The organism is Pseudomonas sp. R151218B TE3479, assembly GCF_053629195.1.
In genome coordinates, this window is sequence record NZ_JBRJHV010000001.1 from 237,410 (window position 1) to 252,295 (window position 14,886).

Genomic DNA, 14,886 nt, shown 5'->3' on the forward strand with positions numbered 1-14,886 from the left:
GAGCATGCAGATGGTCAGCCGACTGAAGAGTTTTTTGTTTGATAGACCGCCATCGCGAGCAAGCTCGGCTCCCACAGGAGAGTCGTGGCGAGGTGTCTTGCGCAGATAAATGCGCGAATAGATGCCTACCCGCGCGCATTCTCGAGAAATACCCGCCAGCAACCCCTCAACCTATCGTAATCTCGCATCTGTATAAGCCCAGCCCCGCAACCGGCCGAGATCTTCCCCCGATGCCCTCCATCTACCAACTCAAGCCTGCCTTTCAAAACCTGCTGCGCCCCATGGTTCAACGCCTCTACAACAACGGTGTCACCGCCAACCAGGTCACCCTGCTCGCGGGTATCGTCTCGGTGTTGGTGGGGGCGGTCATTGCCTGGTTCGCCAGCCATCCGTGGATTTTCGTCCTGGTTCCGGTCTGGATGTTCCTGCGCATGGCGTTGAATGCGGTGGATGGCATGTTGGCGCGGGAGTTTGGTCAACAATCGCATCTGGGCGCCTACCTCAATGAGCTATGCGATATCATCGCCGACGTTGCCCTGATCCTGCCTTTTGCCTTGTTTGCCGATACCAGTCTTCTGCTCGTGTTGTTGGTCACGCTGTTGGCGCTGTTCAGCGAATACGCCGGTGTGCTGGGGGCGATGGTGGGGGCTTCGCGGCGCTATGACGGGCCGATGGGCAAGAGTGACCGGGCCTTTGTGTTTGGCGTGTTGGCGACCGGTATTGCCCTGGGTTGGCTCGGGGCGCTCTGGATAAATGGTGTGATGGCGGTGGTTGCCGCCCTGCTGGTTTATACCTTGGTCAATCGGGTGCGTCATGGCCTGGACCAGGTGAAGGAAAACGCTCCCTCAGCATAAAGGAACTTGCAATGCGCGAAGCCCAACACCGGACATTCACCACCCACGATGGCGTGGAACTGTTCTACCAACACTGGCCGGCTGTCGACGCGGCAGCGGGTGAACCCCGCCAGGCTGTGTTGTTGTTTCATCGTGGTCATGAACACTCCGGGCGCATCGCGCACCTGGTGGATGAGCTGGACCTGCCCGGGTTCGACTTCTTTGCCTGGGACGCCCGTGGCCATGGCCAGTCGCCGGGCGAACGGGGCGACAGCCCGAGCTTCGCCACCAGTGCGCGGGACGTGCAGACGTTCTGCGATCACATCGGATCGGCGCATCAGATCGACGAAGCGAACATCGCCGTGGTCGCACAAAGCGTCGGCGCGGTGATCGTGTCCACCTGGGTCCACGACTACGCGCCGCGCATTCGCTCGCTGGTGCTGGCGTCGCCGGCGTTCAAGGTCAAGCTCTACGTGCCGTTCGCCCGTCCGGGCCTGGCGCTGATGCGCAAGTTCCGCGGCAATTTCTTCGTCAACAGCTACGTCAAGGCGAAGTTCCTCAGCCATGACCCGGAGCGGGTGGCGTCCTACGACAGCGATCCGTTGATCACCAAGGCCATTTCGGTGAACGTGCTGCTGGGCCTGTACGAAGCCGCCGACCGCGTGGTGGCCGATGCCCAGGCGATCCAGGTGCCGACGCAGTTGTTGATCTCCGGCTCGGACTTCGTGGTACACCGCAAACCCCAGGAGCAATTCTTCGAGCGTCTGGGCAGTCTGCACAAGGAAAAGCACATCCTGCCGGGCTTCTTCCACGACACCCTCGGCGAGAAGAACCGTGCGCCCGCCGTTGCCAGTGCGCGCCGCTTCATCCTGCAAAACTTCGCCCGACCGCTGGACCGCCCTTCCCTGCTGGACGCCGACCGCCTGGGCGCGACCTGTGCCGAAGCCGAAACCCTGGCCACACCGCTGCCCCACAACTCGCTACGCGACCTGTACTGGCGCATGACCCGCGCCAGCATGCGCTTTGGCAGCAAATTGTCGGCCGGGGTCAAGCTGGGCTTCGACACCGGGTTCGACTCCGGCAGTACCCTGGATTACGTCTACCGCAACCGCCCCACCGGCACCTCGGCGCTGGGCAAGATGATCGACCAGAACTACCTGAACTCCATCGGCTGGCGCGGCATTCGCCAGCGCAAGCTGAACGTCGAGGAGCTGCTGCGCCTGGCGATGGCCGAGTTGCGCGCCCAGGACCGCGAGGTGCGCATCGTCGACATCGCCGCCGGCCATGGCCGCTACATTCTCGAAGCCCTGCAAGGCGTCAGCCCGTTGCCCGAGTCGATCCTGCTGCGCGACTACAGCGACATCAACGTGCGCGATGGCAGTGCGCTGATCGTTGAAAAAGGCTTGGGCGATATCGCTCGGTTCGTCAAAGGCGATGCCTTCGACCGCCAGGACCTGGCGGCGCTGGAACCCAAGCCGACCCTCGCCGTGGTGTCGGGCTTGTACGAGCTGTTCGCCGACAACCAACTGGTCGGCGGCTCCCTCGCGGGCCTGGCCGAAGCCGTGGAGCCTGGTGGTTTCCTGGTCTACACCGGCCAGCCGTGGCACCCGCAGCTGGAACTGATCGCCCGCGCCCTCACCAGCCACCGCGCCGGTCAGGCCTGGGTGATGCGTCGACGTACCCAAGCGGAAATGGATCAATTGGTTGAGGCGGCGGGCTTCCGCAAGATCACCCTGCGGGTCGATGAATGGGGCATTTTCAGCGTTTCCCTGGCGCAGCGAGTGCAGTAATGAGCGCCGTCATCGCTCCGGCCCGCGAACCCGCACTGCTGAAACCGGCGGTGCTGTGGCTGCTATTGCTGGCGCCGCTGTTCTTCACCACCTACGGCTTCGCCACCTGGGTTACCTCCCAGCGTGACGACGTCGGCACGCTGGTGTTCGCCTGGGAAAGCCACATGCCGTTCATGGCCTGGACCATCGTGCCTTACTGGTCGATCGATCTGTTGTACGGCCTGTCCTTGCTATTGCCCACCAGCCGCGACGAACTCAAGCGCCACGCCTTGCGCCTGCTCACGGCTCAGGTGATTGCGGTCAGTTGCTTCCTGCTCTGGCCGTTGCGCTTCACCTTCCCCCGGCCAGAGATGGATGGCGTGTTCGGTTGGTTGTTCGAGGTGCTGGCGGGTTTCGACAAGCCGTTCAACCAGGCGCCGTCACTGCACATTGCCTTGCTGGTCATCCTTTGGGTCTGCTATCAGCGGCATTTGCAGGGGGTCTGGCGTTGGGTGATGCACGGTTGGTTCGCGTTGATCGGCGTCTCGGTGCTGACCACGTATCAACATCACTTCATTGACCTGCCCACGGGCGCGTTGGCCGGTTGGCTGTGCGTCTGGTTGTGGCCGTTGGATCGGCCGAGTCCGCTGCTGACCGCGCGTCTGGCGGCCGATCCTGCCCGTCGGCGCTTGGCCTTGCGTTATGGCCTGGGCGCCGCGGCGCTGTTCATTCCGGCGTTTGCCTTGGGCGGCGCGTGGCTCTGGCTGATCTGGCCGGCGGTCGCGATGCTCATGGTGGCGCTGAATTACCTGGTGTTCGGTGCCGACGGTTTCCAGAAGCGTGCCGATGGTCGCTTGAGTCCGGCAGCGCGCTGGTTGCTGGCGCCTTATCTGGTAGGGGCATGGATCAATTCTCGCTGTTGGACGCGCAAGCATCCGCAGCCGGACCAGGTGGCGGATAACGTCTGGCTGGGGCGAGTCCCCACGCCGATGGAATTGAAGGACAGTGCGTTTACCGGCGTGCTCGACCTCTGCGCGGAACTGTCCATGGACAGCACGGGCGTCGCCTATCGCTCATTGCCGGTGCTCGACCTGACGGCGCCGACCGCCAAACAATGCCTGAACGCGGCAGAAGCTATCGAAAGCCTGCGCCAGCACGGGCCGGTGCTGGTCTGTTGCGCCTTGGGTTATTCGCGCAGCGCCACGGCGGTGGTGGCCTGGCTGCTGCACAGCGGCCGGGCGGCGAACGTCGATGCGGCGATCGTGCAAATCCAGCGCGCCCGACCGCGTATCGTTTTGCATGCTGCGCATCGTCGGGCGCTGGAGCAATTATCCATGGCACAGGGGCACGTCCATGATCAGTGATATGGAGCTCCACACCGTGGCAAGCCTGTTGCGCCGGGGTCACTCGCTGGACCAGCTGTCCACCGGGCTGACGCTGCTTGGGGCGCTGCTGGGGTTGGGGCAGTGGCTGGTGGGTCTCATCGATCCGTGGTTGCTGCTGTTGAGTACGGCGCTACTGGTGCTCGGCGTGCTGGAAAAATACTGGGCACTGCGCGTGGCGTTTGACGCCGACCTGTTCCAGCGCATGGCTGACAGCAGCCAATCCCTGGCCGAGCGCACCTACACGTTGGATCAAGCCCTCATCTCCCTGGGCCTGCAACCGGCCACACGTGCCGGTCGCCTCTGGACCGAACGCCGGCATGGCGCATTGTTGTTGCTGCGTCGGCAGTCACGATTATTGGCCGTACAAGTCGTCTTGGTGCTGGGCTTCATCCTGGCCAGCCCCTGGCTAGCTTCAAGTATCTAGATAGTTTTTGTGGCGAGGGAGCTTGCTCCCGCTGGGCTGCGAAGCAGCCCCAAAACCAGGCACTGTGGTGTATCAGATGAATTGTGTTCAGCCTCTTGGGGGCTGCTGCGCAGCCCCGCGGGAGCAAGCTCTCTCGCCACAGTTATGGTCAGCTGTTAACGATTGCGTCACTACCCGAACTTCTCAGGACAAGGAATCTTCATGTTCGAACCCGTGGTCGCCAACCTCATCACCTCCGCCGCTCGCATGGTCACCGGCGCTCGCAGCCTGTGGCTCGGCTGCGCGCCGACGCCGGTGCAACGGATCTACTTCGCCAACCACAGCAGCCACGGTGACTTCGTGTTGCTCTGGGCCTCGCTGCCGCCGGCGCTGCGCAAGCTCACCCGCCCGGTGGCGGGGGCCGACTATTGGCAAACCAGCCCGGTGCGTCGCTACATCATCAACCGGGTGTTCAACGGCGTGCTGGTGGACCGCGAGCGCAAGGATCCTTCCTACAGCCCATTGCAGCCGATGCTCGATGCGCTGGAAAACGGCGACTCGCTGATCATCTTCCCCGAGGGTACGCGCAATCCGGAGGAAGGCCTGTTGCCCTTCAAGAGCGGGATCTATCACTTGATGAAGGCTCATCCCGAGGTCGAAGTGATCCCGGTATGGATCGCCAACCTCAACCGCGTCATGCCCAAGGGCCGAGTCCTGCCGCTGCCGCTGTTGTGCACCACCAGTTTCGGCGCGCCGCTGTGCATCGAAGAAGGCGAAAGCAAAGAGCAATTCCTTGAACGCAGCCGCGCCGCGCTGCTGGCACTGGCCCCGGAGCACGTCTGACATGGATCGATATACCCTGATGTTGTTTGGCGGGATTGGCGCCATCCTGGTGCTGGCTTCGCTGATCGGTTTCATTCTCAAGCTGAAAACCCGCGGCGCGCCGAATTCGGTCATTGAAAACCTCAATGCGCGAATCAACGCCTGGTGGATCATGGTGCTGGTGATCGGCGTGGCGTTCTGGCTCGGCAACGCGGCGGTCATCCTGTTGTTCTACGCAGTGTCGTTCTACGCCCTGCGGGAATTCCTGACCCTGACACCAACCCGGCGCAGTGACTACCCGGCCCTGGTGGCAGCGTTCTACCTGGCGTTGCCGCTGCAATACCTGTTGATCTACTACGACTGGTACGGGCTGTTTTCGATCTTCATCCCGGTGTATGTGTTCCTGCTGCTGCCGATCCTGGCGTCCCTGGGCGGCGATAGCACACACTTCCTCGAGCGTGCTTCCAAGGTCCAGTGGGGCTTGATGATCGCGGTGTTCTGCATCTCGTTCGTGCCTGCCCTGCTGACCCTGGACATCGCCGGTTTCGAAGGGCGCAACCTGTTGCTGATCGCCTATCTGGTGATCGTGGTGCAGCTGTCGGATGTGCTGCAGTACGTGTGCGGCAAGCTGTTCGGCAAACACAAGATCGCGCCAAACCTGTCGCCCTCGAAAACCGTCGAAGGCTTTGTCGGCGGTATTTTCCTGGCCTCGCTGATCGGTGGCGCGCTGTGGTGGATCACGCCGTTCAATCCGTGGCAGTCGTTCCTCATCGCCTTGCTGATCAACCTGCTGGGCTTTGCCGGCGGCATCGTCATGTCGGCGATCAAACGCGACCGCGGCGTCAAGGACTGGGGCCACATGATCGAAGGCCACGGCGGCATGCTCGACCGCCTGGACTCGGTGTGCTTCGCCGCGCCGATCTTCTTCCACCTGGTGCGGTACTGGTGGACCTGAAAAAGCCTGCGACAAACACCTAAACCTGTGGGAGCGAGCTTGCTCGCGATAGCGTCAGGTCAGTCAACATCCATGTCGGCTGATCCACCGTCATCGCGAGCAAGCTCGCTCCCACAGGGGGGCGGTGCCTGATCCACTGGCACACAGCTCTGGACGACTTCACTCAAGGCAGACGATGAGATGCCTGGCTGAACACCTGAACCTGTGGGAGCGAGCTTGCTCGCGATGGCGTCGGGTCAGTCAACATCGATGTCAGCTGATCCATCGCCATCGCGAGCAAGCTCGCTCCCACAGGGGGTTGGTGTGCAGGGCGGTCAGTCGAGGATCAGATGCGGCAGGAACCGGCTGGAATCCTTGGTGATCAAGCTGTTGTCTTCCCGCACGCCAATGCCGGCCGCCTGGTCGCCAATGACCCAGGAGCCGATCAGGGTGTAGCTGTCGTCAAACTTCGGCAGCGGCGCGAATTCCTGAAGGATGAACGGCGCGTCGGTGTAGGGGCCGTCTTCTTTTACAATCAAGCCATCAGCGGTCTGCAACTCGATGTTGGCGCCTTCCCGGGAAAAGAACGGCTTGCGCACCCAGCCCTTGGGCACGGCTTTGCTGGTGTCGGTATCCAGGTGGGCCGCGAGCAGGTTCGGGTGGCCTTTGTTGAATTCCCACAGCAGCGGCAGGATGCCTTTGTTCGAGATGATCGACTTCCAGGCCGGCTCGAAAAACTGCGTATCACACTGGGCAATCGCCGCACCAAAAGGCTCGTGGAAGATGAACTCCCAGGCATGCAGCTTGAACAGGTGTGGAATCCAGCGCTCTTGCAGGTCGACGAAACGCCCGTCACTGTTGAGGCCGATGTCTTCGATATCGATGTGCCGCGACTCGATGCCGACTTTTTCCGCGATCAGGCGCAAGTAGTCCGTGGTGCCCTTGTCTTCCACCGAGCCTTTCATCGAGGCGAAATAGAACGGCTGGGTGAGCTGCAACTGAGCGAAGGCCTGGTGCAGCTTGGTGTCGATGCTGTTGAACTGGTCGGCATGGGCCGGCAGCGTGCCGCGCTCGATGCATTGCTCCAGCCACCCCCACTGGAACGCCGCCGCTTCGTAGAGGCTGGTCGGCGTGTCGTAGTTGAGTTCCAACAGCTTGGCCGGGCCGCAGCCGTTGTAGGAGAAATCCATGCGCCCATACAGGTGCGGGTGGCCTTCAAGCCATGAAGTGCGCACCAGGTCGAAGAACGGCGCAGGAATGCTCAGGCGCTCCAGCAATTCTTCGCTCTGGACCACGCGGGCCACCAGGTCCATGCACATGTCATGGATCTCGGTGGTCGGGTCTTCCAGATCGTCCTCGATTTGCTTGAGGGTGAACTGGTAGTACGCGCTTTCGTCCCAATAGGGTTCGTCGTCGATGGTGTGGAACAGAAAGCCGAGCTGCTCGGCGGTCTGCTTCCAGTCAGGACGCTCTGCGCAATGGATCTTCTTCATGGCGCTGGTTCCTCAACCGCCGGAGCTGCTCGAACCGCCCCAACCGCTGCGGGCGCTGGACTTGCTGCCGAAGCCGCCACGGGAGGTGGATGAGGCAACGGACATCGGCTTGCTGCTGGACTTGATGGAGTCGGTGTAGCTGCCGTATCGCGCCTGGTTGGACTTGGTGAACGTCGAGCCTGTCGACACCCGCTGGCTGAGCGTGGAGGAGCCGAAGCTGCCACGATCATCACGGTAGCGGTAGACCGGCTCGGAGAAATAGCTGTTGCGGTTGCTGCTCAGCATGTTGCCGATCAGCAATCCGGTCAGCAGGTTGCTGAAACCTCCACCGGTACTCATCGCTTCCGAGGCCGGCAATTGGGCCTTGGCCGCGTCCACTTCGGACTGCGTGACCTCGCCCTCGGCACTCAGCTCGAAACCACCCAGTTTGGGGATGAACTTGCCGGCGGAGTCCTGCTGGCACCAATCGGGAACGAAGTCGGCATCGCAATCGGCCTGGTTGTCGTACACCGGCGCAATGCGGCGATGCTCCGTCATGGCGGTCATGTAGGCGTCAGCACAAATGTCTACCGGCAGCTTTTCATCGACACATTGCTGCACGGACTGGAAGTTGTACTTCTTTTTCAACTCGTAGGTTTTTTCCGTCGGCCCGCAACCGGATATCGCCATGGCGACCGACGCGGCCAGCGAAAGCTGGACGTACTTGCTTCGTTTCATCGGGTTCTCCGTGGCGCAATCAGTTCGTGGAAGGCGTCATGCACGCGGCGTTCAACAGGCCGACGCTGATGGCCACGGCGGCGATGTAGATACCGGCGGCGATTTCACCCTGCTTGATGCGCGCCGAAGCGCCCTTGAGCACCAGGCTGGTCACCAGGAACGCCAGCAACTGAACGACAGCGGCGATCACCGTCCAGACGACGAAATCGAGCATGCTGATCGAGTAGGCAATCACGTTGCTGGCCGGAATGGCGAAACCGATGAGGGCACCGCTCAGGGCGATCGCCGCTGCCACGTTGCCCGAGCGGATCAGTTCGAACTCTTTGTGCGGCGTGACATGGATGTAGATGAACTGAAACAGCGCGAACAGCACGGCGGCGCCGAGGATGTACAGGGCGAAGCCGAACACGGCGGCCTTGTTCAGGGAAATGGAGAGCGCTTCAAGCATGGACTTCTTCCTTATTCAAAGAGTGTTCAGGTCAGTGGTGTACAGCGAAATACCCAGCGAAGTGCTCAGGCTGACGGTGCCTTCGGCGTCCTCTTCGACGGAGAACAACAGGAACTCCCGGCGGTCCGTCAGGCCGGTGTCGCGGGCGTACAGCATCGAACGGTGCTCGACGCTGTAGGACTCATCTGGATTGCTCACGCGCTCGCTCAACGTCACCAATTCTGTCTGGCCCGCCTCGGTGCCCCATTCGCGGGTGTACTCGACGCCGTCGTGGGTGTAGGTCGGCAGGCCGATCAGGCTTTCAGGGCCGGCCAGGCGGCGTAACTCCGCTTCGCTGTTGATGGTGACGTAGCTGAGGTAGTTGAACAGGATCACCGACTCGACCTGCCCGGCGATGTCGCCGCTGGTGTGCACTTGCAGCCAGTAGTCTTCGTCGTTCATGTAGCAGCGCGACAGCCAGTTCGACTGCCCGAGATCGACGATGCCCAGGCTCCAGATCTGCTGGGAACCGGGGATGACCACGGTGCTGTTGCCGTCGAGCAACAACTTGAGCGTGGTATCGAACATGACCTGCTTGCCGGAGGCCAGGCCCAACGGCCCGATGACGGGGGCGCCCTGGCTGGCTGTCGTGTTCGGGGCCTGAAGGCCCATCAACTGTTTAAACCACCCCATGGGAAATTTCCTTGAGTCGCGTGGAGGCGATGTAGAAGAGTTCTCCGCCCACGACGCGCGTAGCGCCGGGCGGGTTGATCGCCGGGTGTCGGGCGCCCTGGGCGCGGTAGCCGATCAGCGTAGCGTTGTGCTGCTCTTTCATTCGGGTGTAGAGCTCGCCGAACGTCGCTTCAAACGCCTCGGGCAGTTTCATCAGGTACTGGGTGGCGCCTTCGCCCACACAGAGCAACTCATTGATGACCACTGACGAGCCCGGGTCCTGGGAGGCCCGCACCAGCATTTCGATGGCCATGCTGGAGGTGCATTCCAGGCTTGGGGCATAGGCGCTGGCGAGGGCGGCGATTTCGCTGTCATTGAAGTGGGCGACCACATGCCCGGCAGGCCCCAACTGATTGACCGCCAGCACGGTGGCCAGGGTCAGGTCATCGGAATGGGTGCGCACCAGGACGCGTTCGGCACCCGGCACGCCAGCACGCTGCAGCAGTGCGACGGAGGACAGGCTGTCGCCCTTGATGAACGACGTCTTGCCGGGCATGGGGTTTTCTTCAAGATCGCAATCGCAGATGACGATCAGGTTGTCATTGGAGGTTTCGTCCTGCAGCAGCAGTTCGATGACCCGTTCGCTGGAAGCGCCCTCCCAGCCGATGAGAACCGTGTGGCCGACCTTGCCGGTGAAATCGCCTTTACCCTTCATGCCTTTTCTCCAAACATCGATGACGCTGCTGGTGGTTTTGCCGATGGCTGCCGTCAGCAGCGCGATGCCCCCGAGCATGACCCAGATAGCCACGAAAATTCGCCCGGCGGATGTCTGTGGCAACAGGTCGCCATAGCCGACGGTGAGCGTGGTGGTGAGATAGAAGTAGATAAACGTGGCGGCGGCGATGAGGTGTTGCTCGCCCAGCAGCACCAGGCCGATCCAGGCCGTGGACAGGTGCACGCCCAACGCAATGGCCAGGCCCGCCCAACCGAACCGATGGAAGAAGGACGAAGCGTAGGTGCGCAACAAAAGGAAAATCGACATTTCGTCCCTGACTCCGTGGGGCTTCGTTCCTGGCGGGATCATCGCTCTGGCATGTGAATGCTTGAGCGTAGTGGCCGGACAGCATTAAACCTGTTGCGGCGCTTGGATAAAAGTACCTGCGTCACAATTAAATCCAGGAGCGCCGGACACTATTGTGGCGAGGGAGCTTGCTCCCGCTGGGGTGCGAAGCGGCCCCAAGGAATGGGACTGCTGCGCAGTCCAGCGGGAGCAAGCTCCCTCGCCACAGGTTTTGTGCTCGACGTGCCTTGATTGTTCAGCCCGAACAGATCACTCAGCCGATTTTTTCTTCAGGCGCTCCAGGATTGCATTGGCGCTGCCTTCGTTCGGCGTGATGCCGGCATCGCGCAGCTTGCGTTCCAGGTCGGAGCCGGTCGAAGCTTCGGCCAGTTCATCCTGGGCCTGCAGTTCAGCAGCGCGTTGCTGTTGCTTGGCCTGCAGGCGGTTGAGCGTACCGACGGCGGTTTCCAACTTGCCATTGGCGCCGCCGCTGGCGATCGAGGCACTGACCTGGGCCTTCTGCACGCTTTCGCGGGCCTTGGCCATGTCCACTTGCTGACGCAGGCTCTTGATGCGGCTTTCGGCCTTGGTGATGTCCTTGCGCATGTTGTCCGCATAACCGCCGAATTCGGTCGCGTGCTTTTGCTCGGCGTCCAGTTCGTTGGTCAGGGTCGAAATGGCTTCAGCCACTTCCAGCGCCAGGTCTTCGCGGTTGGCCTGGATCGCGGCCAGGGCCTTGGCTTCCAGGTCCTTGATCTTGGCGTTGTATTCGCCGACGCGATCGGTCGCCAGCTTGTGCTTGGCCATGATGGTGACCAGCTCACGCTTGGCATTGGCCAGCGCGCTGTCGGCATCACGGATTTCCTGGTCGAGGATGCGCAGGGCCTGTTGGTCGACGATCGATTCACCGACTTCGTTGGCACCGCCACGCAGTGCGGTGAACAACTTGCTCCAGATGGACTGAGTCATTGGATGGTTCCTATTCGGCGAATTAGATGAAGAAGCGTTCGAACGCTTCGCTGGCGCGCTGGACGTTGTCGACGAGGGTTTTCACCTCGGTGACGACGTTGGTCAGGCTGGAGTCGGAGCTCAGCGCGCCGAACATGTTGTAGACGACCTGTCCGTTGGGCATGGTCTCGATGCCGATGGACGACAGCGGGAACATTTCCCGGCTGCGCAGCACGGCGTCGTTGAAGGCCGCCACGTCGCTGATCGACTCGACGTCCACCAGGACGGTATCGACGATGATCTGGTCGCCAACCACGGCGATGTAGATCGGCAAGCCACCGAAGTCATTCATTTCCAGCTTGATGCTGGACTCGGAGCCTTGGACGAGGGAGAGGGTGATGTCGTTCGCGACCACTTCGTCCAGGGCCTGAAGGGCGCTGTAGAGGCGATCGATGTTCCAGTTATTACCTGCGCTCATGTAATCCTCCGACATGAATGAGCCAGCCAGAATCGGTTGGCGTAGCTGTTTCTCCATTTGCTTGAGCAGGCTTCGGTTTTCGGGAAGCACCCAAGTCTCGTGTTTCACATACCCGGCGGCACTCAAGCCCGCACGCATCTGCTTCATGTAGAAGCTCGACGGTTTTTTCGCGGAGGGTTTGGCGCGCTCTCCCGTGCGGCTCGCTGAATCGGTCACAGACCCGTCAGGCGGATCTGATTGAGCGCTGGTTGGCATGGTACTGACCCCACTGTGAAAAACTCACGCGTGAGAAACACTACAGGTAGTTTCGAAAGCCCACAATAGCTCACGCGTGAGATTTTTATTTGTCACAAACGACAGAAAACCCTGTGGGAGCGAGCTTGCTCGCGATAGCGGTCTATCAGTTTGCAGAGAGGCTAGATTTACCGACGCCATCGCGAGCAAGCTCGCTCCCACAGGTAAAACTCACCCACTGGTCGGTGGCGGCTTACGGATAGCTAAAGCTCTTGACCAACGTCAGCTCGCCCACCGCCCGCATCGGCACGACGAAGGTTTCCATTTTCTCGTTCGGCGTGCCCTCTTCCGTGATCACGGTGACCTGTGCGGTGGTCAGGGCTTGTTGCGCCTGCTCTTCACCGCCCTCACCCTCTTCGCCGTCCTCTTCACTGCGATAACCGCCGCCGTAGTAGTTCACATACACCAGGTACTGGCCTTTGATCGGCGCGGGCATGGCGAAGATTTCCGGGCCGTAGCCGGTGGTGACGTCGACGTCGAGGGCGGCGCCGTTGGCGACGGCACGGTCGCCGTACCAGATGTGCGCACCGTCGGGGGTGACCAGGTGCAAGTCCAAGTCAGTGCCGTCACTGTCCCAAGTCAGCAACACCCGCAGCTTGGCCGGTGTGGCGCCGCCACTGGTGTTGAGAAATTGCGTGCGGTGGCGTTGCTGGCCGTCGGGGCTACGCACTTCCACGCTGTTGCTGCCGTTGGGGAACGAGAATGGCCGGTCGAAGCGACCTTCCTCATCCAGCTTCAGCGGCAGGCTGACGCCGTTGACGATCAACTGGCCCGGCGCGTTGCTGTCCTTGGGCGCGCTTTTGATCTGCCCGGTAATGCGGGCGGTGTTGGCCTGGCCTGGAGGCGTGTTGACCGACGAGGCCGGGTAGTTGACGGTCTGGCTGAAGCTTTCGCCTTCACCGCCCGGCGCCCCGCTGCGCCAGCCGCCAATGGGGCTGTCGAGCTTGATGGCGTCAGCGGCCATGGCCGGTGGCAACGCGGTCAGGGCGCAGAGCAACAGCAAGACCTGTGGATAACGGAGTGTCATGGTCTATTCCAGCAAGAGGTGACGGGCAAGCCCTTCGATATAGGTTTCGTCCTGGCCGTTGGGGTGAGCTTCGAAGGCCAGGTGCAGATATTCATGGGTCAGGTCGAGGCGGTCCTGCAGCGACAGCACGCCGCGCACATAGATGCGCTGGCGCTCGCGGTCGACGTAAGGCCGGCCAAAGGCGACGCGGCAGACGGCGAAAGAACTGATTTCGTTGTAGCCCACTTCACCTTCCAGCCGCTCACGCCAGCCCCGGCGCTGCTTGAGCAGCCAGTCCTGGGCCGCAGGCAGCGCCTCGCAGGACGCCACCGGATTGTCCCAGCGGCTGAGGCTGGCACGCGGGTAGGCGTGCAGCAGGATGGCGTCGTAGCGTTGGCCGGCGTTGGCTTGTTCTACGGCTTGCGCCCAGGACAGTTTGTCCGGGCCGGGCTGGTCGGAGTGGTAGGTGACGTCGGTGCCGGCCAGGACCAGGTCGCTGGTCCAGGCCGCAATGGCGCGGGTTTCAGGCGCCGCTGGGCGTGGCGCGACGCGCTGGCGATGGCTGCTGTCGTCGATGCTCAAGCAATCACCGTTGCGTTGGGCGTTCTGCAGCAGATAGGTGCGGATCGCGACGGCCAGTGCCTTGGCGGCTTCGGCGGGCTCGGCCTTGGCTTCGCGCTGTAGGACCCGGGCGACGTATTCCTCCCGGTCCAGGCGCGCCACCAGCTTGCCGGGCATCAGGAACAGCTCGCCATCGCTGTGGATGTCCAATTGGTTGCCGTTGGTGAATTCGACGCGGTAATCACCGCGCAATTGACCCGGCACGGCAGGCCGGTCACCGGCCATCACCCGCTGCCAGGGATAGCGGGCAAACAGGCCGACTTCCACGCAACGCCCGGTTTCCGCCGGCCAGCGCGACGGCAATGCCGCCGCCAAACCTTCGCCGTAGACCTTCAGGACTTGCTGGCTGGTGCCACGGCCCCCGGCCCACACCGGGGTGCCGTCGGCCAGCCAACCGGCGAAACCGCCTTGTCGGGAGGAAGGCCCCTGGTCACCCAGCCAGCTCCAGGTCTTGACCCGCAGGCGACTGCCCAACTCGCCGACCAACCGCCCGTCCGCTGCGCCGAGCACCACATCCAGCAGCACCCGACGGGCTTGTTCCTGGGCCGGCAGCATGGCCAGGGCCTTGAGCAGTTCCGCGACCGGCACCTGCGTCTGGGGCTGCAAGGCCGGCAGGTCCAACAACCAGGCCGGCGCCTGGCGGGCCTGCCAGTAATCGCGCCAGTTCGAAGCCGACAGCCCGAGCCGCTGCGGCTCGAAATACAAGCCACAGGACTTCACCAGCGCCTGATCGCGACTGATGCTCTGCCCGGCATTGCAGCAATAGACCTCTTCCTTCGACTCGCCGCGGCACTCATAGACCGGCTCGCGAGCGTCGGTGTCCACCAACCAGGCGTAGACAAACAGTTTCCACAGACTGCCCAGTGGCGCCTGCAAGGAAGCGGGCAACGGCTGGCGATCCAACACCTGGGCCTGGCTCACTCGCAGCAATTGACCGTCGAAGGCCAGGCGCAACGGCTCGTCCTGCGCCGTTGCCAGCGCAGGGATCAAGCACAACAACCACCCAACCCACCGCCTGCGCATG

The 14,886-nt window shown here is 62.2% G+C and carries 15 protein-coding genes; 6 read left to right on the forward strand and 9 right to left on the reverse strand.

What is annotated here, in order from left to right; all coding sequences use genetic code 11:
• Positions 1–230: 230 nt before the first annotated feature.
• The 6 genes from AB7M32_RS01100 to AB7M32_RS01125 all read left to right on the forward strand — a co-directional run bounded on the left by AB7M32_RS01100 (position 231) and on the right by AB7M32_RS01125 (position 6,167).
• Positions 231–854: a CDP-alcohol phosphatidyltransferase family protein gene (locus AB7M32_RS01100; protein WP_092204510.1), complete on the forward strand. Its 624-nt coding sequence runs from the start codon at positions 231–233 to the stop codon at positions 852–854.
• A gap of 11 nt (positions 855–865) precedes the next feature.
• Positions 866–2,623: a bifunctional alpha/beta hydrolase/class I SAM-dependent methyltransferase gene (locus tag AB7M32_RS01105; RefSeq protein WP_092172855.1), complete on the forward strand. Its 1,758-nt coding sequence runs from the start codon at positions 866–868 to the stop codon at positions 2,621–2,623.
• Positions 2,623–3,966: a phosphatase PAP2/dual specificity phosphatase family protein gene (locus AB7M32_RS01110; protein WP_454248865.1), complete on the forward strand. Its 1,344-nt coding sequence runs from the start codon at positions 2,623–2,625 to the stop codon at positions 3,964–3,966. Before AB7M32_RS01105 ends, AB7M32_RS01110 begins: the two co-directional genes overlap by 1 nt.
• Positions 3,956–4,411: a hypothetical protein gene (locus AB7M32_RS01115; protein ID WP_454248866.1), complete on the forward strand. Its 456-nt coding sequence runs from the start codon at positions 3,956–3,958 to the stop codon at positions 4,409–4,411. Before AB7M32_RS01110 ends, AB7M32_RS01115 begins: the two co-directional genes overlap by 11 nt.
• A 201-nt stretch (positions 4,412–4,612) precedes the next feature.
• Entirely contained in the window at positions 4,613–5,233 is a 621-nt protein-coding gene (locus AB7M32_RS01120; protein ID WP_158457517.1) for a lysophospholipid acyltransferase family protein, read from the forward strand.
• A 1-nt stretch (position 5,234) separates the two neighbouring features.
• Positions 5,235–6,167 (forward strand): phosphatidate cytidylyltransferase, encoded by a 933-nt coding sequence (locus AB7M32_RS01125; RefSeq protein WP_454248867.1) that lies wholly within the window; start codon positions 5,235–5,237, stop codon positions 6,165–6,167.
• A 314-nt stretch (positions 6,168–6,481) separates the two neighbouring features.
• On the opposite strand, the gene AB7M32_RS01130 is transcribed toward AB7M32_RS01125, so the two are convergent.
• From AB7M32_RS01130 to AB7M32_RS01170, 9 genes are all read right to left on the reverse strand, one after another.
• A complete protein-coding gene (locus AB7M32_RS01130) occupies positions 6,482–7,639 on the reverse strand; it encodes a glutathionylspermidine synthase family protein (protein WP_454248868.1) in 1,158 nt (385 codons plus the stop codon).
• Positions 7,640–7,651: 12 nt separating this feature from the next.
• Positions 7,652–8,356 carry a DUF1190 domain-containing protein gene (locus AB7M32_RS01135; protein ID WP_123343977.1) on the reverse strand — a complete coding sequence of 235 codons (705 nt, stop codon included), beginning with the start codon at positions 8,354–8,356 and terminating at the stop codon, positions 7,652–7,654.
• Between the two features lie 19 nt (positions 8,357–8,375).
• Positions 8,376–8,804 (reverse strand): DUF350 domain-containing protein, encoded by a 429-nt coding sequence (locus AB7M32_RS01140; RefSeq protein WP_060740436.1) that lies wholly within the window; start codon positions 8,802–8,804, stop codon positions 8,376–8,378.
• Between the two features lie 15 nt (positions 8,805–8,819).
• Positions 8,820–9,476, reverse strand: a complete 657-nt coding sequence (locus AB7M32_RS01145; protein ID WP_454248869.1) for a DUF2491 family protein — start codon at positions 9,474–9,476, stop codon at positions 8,820–8,822.
• On the reverse strand, positions 9,463–10,497 hold the full coding sequence (locus AB7M32_RS01150) for an ion channel (protein WP_158457512.1): 1,035 nt from the start codon (positions 10,495–10,497) through the stop codon (positions 9,463–9,465). The genes AB7M32_RS01145 and AB7M32_RS01150 overlap by 14 nt, the downstream gene beginning before the upstream one ends.
• Before the next feature lie 288 nt (positions 10,498–10,785).
• Positions 10,786–11,484: a PspA/IM30 family protein gene (locus AB7M32_RS01155; RefSeq protein WP_003185899.1), complete on the reverse strand. Its 699-nt coding sequence runs from the start codon at positions 11,482–11,484 to the stop codon at positions 10,786–10,788.
• Positions 11,485–11,506: 22 nt separating this feature from the next.
• The gene (locus AB7M32_RS01160; RefSeq protein WP_003205989.1) at positions 11,507–12,088 is read right to left on the reverse strand and encodes a YjfI family protein; all 582 of its coding nucleotides are present in this window, start codon (positions 12,086–12,088) and stop codon (positions 11,507–11,509) included.
• A 340-nt stretch (positions 12,089–12,428) separates the two neighbouring features.
• A complete protein-coding gene (locus AB7M32_RS01165) occupies positions 12,429–13,262 on the reverse strand; it encodes a YfaP family protein (protein WP_454248870.1) in 834 nt (277 codons plus the stop codon).
• Between the two features lie 3 nt (positions 13,263–13,265).
• Positions 13,266–14,885, reverse strand: coding sequence for a DUF2300 domain-containing protein (locus tag AB7M32_RS01170; protein WP_454248871.1), 1,620 nt, complete (start codon positions 14,883–14,885; stop codon positions 13,266–13,268).
• Position 14,886: the final 1 nt, after the last annotated feature.

Excerpts from the sequence above, each read along its gene's own strand:
- AB7M32_RS01105 (WP_092172855.1), top strand. The coding sequence starts at position 866 with ATGCGCGAAGCCCAACACCGGACATTCACCACCCACGATGGCGTGGAA.
- AB7M32_RS01145 (WP_454248869.1), bottom strand. The coding sequence starts at position 9,476 with ATGGGGTGGTTTAAACAGTTGATGGGCCTTCAGGCCCCGAACACGACA.
- AB7M32_RS01165 (WP_454248870.1), bottom strand. The coding sequence starts at position 13,262 with ATGACACTCCGTTATCCACAGGTCTTGCTGTTGCTCTGCGCCCTGACC.
- AB7M32_RS01135 (WP_123343977.1), bottom strand. The coding sequence starts at position 8,356 with ATGAAACGAAGCAAGTACGTCCAGCTTTCGCTGGCCGCGTCGGTCGCC.
- AB7M32_RS01130 (WP_454248868.1), bottom strand. The coding sequence starts at position 7,639 with ATGAAGAAGATCCATTGCGCAGAGCGTCCTGACTGGAAGCAGACCGCC.
- AB7M32_RS01150 (WP_158457512.1), bottom strand. The coding sequence starts at position 10,497 with ATGTCGATTTTCCTTTTGTTGCGCACCTACGCTTCGTCCTTCTTCCAT.
- AB7M32_RS01110 (WP_454248865.1), top strand. The coding sequence starts at position 2,623 with ATGAGCGCCGTCATCGCTCCGGCCCGCGAACCCGCACTGCTGAAACCG.
- AB7M32_RS01100 (WP_092204510.1), top strand. The coding sequence starts at position 231 with ATGCCCTCCATCTACCAACTCAAGCCTGCCTTTCAAAACCTGCTGCGC.
- AB7M32_RS01140 (WP_060740436.1), bottom strand. The coding sequence starts at position 8,804 with ATGCTTGAAGCGCTCTCCATTTCCCTGAACAAGGCCGCCGTGTTCGGC.
- AB7M32_RS01115 (WP_454248866.1), top strand. The coding sequence starts at position 3,956 with ATGATCAGTGATATGGAGCTCCACACCGTGGCAAGCCTGTTGCGCCGG.
- AB7M32_RS01155 (WP_003185899.1), bottom strand. The coding sequence starts at position 11,484 with ATGACTCAGTCCATCTGGAGCAAGTTGTTCACCGCACTGCGTGGCGGT.
- AB7M32_RS01170 (WP_454248871.1), bottom strand. The coding sequence starts at position 14,885 with ATGCGCAGGCGGTGGGTTGGGTGGTTGTTGTGCTTGATCCCTGCGCTG.
- AB7M32_RS01125 (WP_454248867.1), top strand. The coding sequence starts at position 5,235 with ATGGATCGATATACCCTGATGTTGTTTGGCGGGATTGGCGCCATCCTG.
- AB7M32_RS01160 (WP_003205989.1), bottom strand. The coding sequence starts at position 12,088 with ATGAAGCAGATGCGTGCGGGCTTGAGTGCCGCCGGGTATGTGAAACAC.
- AB7M32_RS01120 (WP_158457517.1), top strand. The coding sequence starts at position 4,613 with ATGTTCGAACCCGTGGTCGCCAACCTCATCACCTCCGCCGCTCGCATG.